Origin of the sequence: Bradyrhizobium nanningense (genome assembly GCF_004114535.1) — a bacterium.
Classification (GTDB): Bacteria; Pseudomonadota; Alphaproteobacteria; order Rhizobiales; family Xanthobacteraceae; genus Bradyrhizobium; species Bradyrhizobium nanningense.
In genome coordinates, this window is sequence record NZ_LBJC01000058.1 from 1 (window position 1) to 3,002 (window position 3,002).

Sequence of the window (3,002 nt, forward strand, 5' to 3'; positions counted from 1 at the left end):
ATTGTCCTGCACGACGTGGTCGGCGGCGAGCGCGAGCACGATGGCTTCGCTGGCGCGGTTCTGCGCGAACACCGCGCCGGCCGCGATCGCAGGCCCTGAATCGCGCCGCATCGGCTCGAGGATCACGTCGGCCTCGATGCCGATCTCGGCGAGCTGCTCCAGCACCATGAAGCGATAGGACGCGTTGGTGATGACGATCGGCCGGTCGAACAGCGAGGGATCGGAGACGCGCAGCAGCGTATCCTGGAAGGTCGAGCGCGTGCCGAACAGCGGCAGAAACTGCTTGGGCCGCACCTCGCGCGAAGCCGGCCACAGCCGCGTGCCGGCGCCGCCGCACATGATCAGGGGGATTATGCGTTTGTCCATCGTCATCTCAAACCTTGAAGTAGTCCCGATACCAGGTGACAAAATTGTGGACCCCATGCTCGATCGGCGTTGACGGTGCAAAGCCGGTGTCGCGCATCAAATCCTCGACATCCGCGAACGTTTCCAGCACATCTCCCGGCTGCATCGGCAGCAATTCTTTGATCGCCGTCCGGCCCAGCTCCCGCTCCAGAAGACCGACGACGTGCATCAGTTCCTCCGGATGGTGATTGCCGACATTGTAGAGCTTAAACGGCGCATTTGCGGCAGAAGGATCGTCCGCGGGCACACGATCGATCAGCCTGGATACGACACGGGTCACATCATCAATATAGGTGAAGTCGCGACGCATCCTGCCATGGTTGAAGAGCCGGATCGGCTTGCCGGCCATGATGGCGTTTACGAACAGAAACATGGCCATGTCGGGCCGTCCCCATGGCCCATAGATGGTAAAGAAGCGCAGGCCCGTGACCGGCAGGCGATAGAGATGGCTGTAGGACTGCGCCATCACCTCGTTCGCCTTCTTGGTCGCGGCATAAAAGCTCACGGGATGATCGGTCCGGTCCGCAACCGCAAATGGCATTTTTGTGTTGGCGCCGTAAACGGAGGATGACGAAGCGTAGACGAGATGACGACAGCCGTTGTTGCGGCAGCCCTCGAGCACGTTGAGAAAGCCGACGAGATTGGAATCGGCGTAGGCATGCGGCTGCTCGATCGAGTAGCGCACGCCGGCCTGCGCCGCCAGATGCACGACTTTGGCAAAACGATGTTGCGCAAACAGTGCGGCCATCGTCTCGCGGTCGGCGAGATCAGCCTCGACGAAGGAGAAGCGGGAATCGTTCTGCAACAGCGCCAGGCGCGCCCGCTTCAAGGCCGGATCGTAATAGGCGTTGAGATTGTCGAGTCCGACGACGGTGCGGCCTTCGCCCAGGAGCTGCCGGGCGACGTGAAAGCCGATGAAGCCGGCCGCGCCGGTAACCAAAATCGCCTGATCTGTCATCCTGTTCCCTGGGGTCCAAGCCGGCCCTGTTTAGCCGCCACCTCGATCGGCTCGCAATAGGCCCGCCGCGCTTCATGAGGCCTCCTCTCAGCGTCCTTAACGAGGGCTATTGCAAGATCGGCGCCAAAACCATACCAAAGCGGCCGAATTCGGCGCCTCGCGTCGGGTTGCCTCAAATCTTCGCAAACCCTGTACATGCGGGCGAGATGCGCCGAATCCTGCTTTCTGCGGCCAAAATCCTGATTTCCGCGGCGCTGCTCTATCTGGCGCTGCGCAAGGTCGATCTATCCGAACTGTTTTCGCGCTTCACCGTGACCAGCCTGTTCTGGATCGGCGTGGCGATCGCGATCACGTTCCTGCAGATCTTCGTCGGCGTGCTGCGCTGGCGCGAGATCAGTGCCGTCTGCGGCGCGCCGCTCGAGCTCGGCCGCGCCATGCGCTACAACGTGATCGGCTCTTTCTTCAACCAGACCCTGCCGTCGGCGATCGGCGGCGATGCGGTCCGGCTGTGGCTCGTTGCGCGTGCCGGGGCCGGCTGGCGTGCGGCCACCTACTCGATCTTCGTCGACCGCGCGATCGGCCTGATCGCGCTCGCGGTGCTCATCGTCGCGAGCCTGCCCTGGAGCTACACCCTCATCACCGATCCGCGCGGGCGCTCGGCGCTGCTGCTCATCGACCTCCTGGCGCTCGCCGGCGGCGTCGGCTTCCTGATCTTCGGCGCGCTGAAATGGCGCTGGCTGAAGACCTGGTGGGCCACGCATCATCTTCACGCCTGCGCGGTGATCGCGAACCGCGTGATCTTCAGCCGTAGCCGCGGACCGATCATCGCGATCCTGTCGATCCTCGTTCACGTGCTCGCCGTCGTCATCGCCTGGTGCGTGGTGCAGTCGATTGCGGCCCCGGTTCGCTTCAGCGACGTCTTTCTGCTCGTGCCGCCCGTGATGCTGATCACGATGATGCCGATCTCGATCGCCGGCTGGGGCGTGCGTGAGGCCACGATGGGCCTGGCGTTCGGATTCGCGGGACTTGCCGCCAACGAAGGCGTCAACGTCTCCCTGCTGTACGGCGCCGTGTTCTTCATCGTCGGTGCTTTCGGCGGCCTGGTCTGGATCCTCAGTGCGGAAAAGGCAGCGCAAGGGGCGGCTCCGATCGGGGTGCCGGAGTGACGATGTTCGTCCCGGGCCTCGACGTTGCGGCCGGACTGATGCTGTTCGCGCTTGCGCCGGCCGTGCTGGCCGCACTGATCTCTGCCTGCATCACCTGGCAGAGCATGCCGCTGCTGCAACGTTACGCGCTGGCACGTCCCAACGCACGCTCGTCACACCGGATTCCGACGCCGCAAGGCGCGGGCATCGCGGTGATCGCAGCGACCCTGCTGGTGGCTGCGGCCTGGACTTACGGCGCGATTCCGCTGGCTCTGATCGGCTCCGCCGTCCTGATCGCTATGGTCGGTCTCGTCGACGACATCAGGCCCCTCCCCGTCCTGCTTCGCCTGGTGTTGCAGGCGGCAGCCGTGGCCGCCGTCGTCTTCACGGCACCGGAGACCGCGCGCATCGTGCCGGCGCTGCCGTTCGCGCTGGAGCGCGGCCTCATCCTGCTCGCCGGAATCTGGTTCGTGAACCTCGTCAACTTCATGGAC

General features: G+C 64.2%; 4 protein-coding genes. 2 read left to right on the forward strand and 2 right to left on the reverse strand.

The features are described 5' to 3' along the window. Positions 1 to 366 (reverse strand): sugar phosphate nucleotidyltransferase (locus tag XH84_RS31830; RefSeq protein WP_245471912.1); only part of this gene is annotated, 366 nt, incomplete at its 3' end. 7 nt (positions 367 to 373) lie between these two features. Continuing rightward, complete coding sequence (locus XH84_RS31835; RefSeq protein ID WP_128917771.1) at positions 374 to 1,363, reverse strand: NAD-dependent epimerase; 990 nt, start codon at positions 1,361 to 1,363, stop codon at positions 374 to 376. A gap of 206 nt (positions 1,364 to 1,569) precedes the next feature. Here XH84_RS31835 and XH84_RS31840 point away from each other — a divergent pair, with 206 nt between their 5' ends. Both XH84_RS31840 and XH84_RS31845 read left to right on the forward strand, forming a co-directional pair. Further along, entirely contained in the window at positions 1,570 to 2,529 is a 960-nt protein-coding gene (locus tag XH84_RS31840; RefSeq protein ID WP_128917770.1) for a lysylphosphatidylglycerol synthase transmembrane domain-containing protein, read from the forward strand. Between the two features lie 38 nt (positions 2,530 to 2,567). Beyond that, on the forward strand, positions 2,568 to 3,002 hold a 435-nt coding region (locus XH84_RS31845; protein ID WP_488226100.1), incomplete at its 3' end, for an MraY family glycosyltransferase.

Excerpts from the sequence above, each read along its gene's own strand:
- XH84_RS31840 (WP_128917770.1), top strand. The coding sequence starts at position 1,570 with ATGCGCCGAATCCTGCTTTCTGCGGCCAAAATCCTGATTTCCGCGGCG.
- XH84_RS31835 (WP_128917771.1), bottom strand. The coding sequence starts at position 1,363 with ATGACAGATCAGGCGATTTTGGTTACCGGCGCGGCCGGCTTCATCGGC.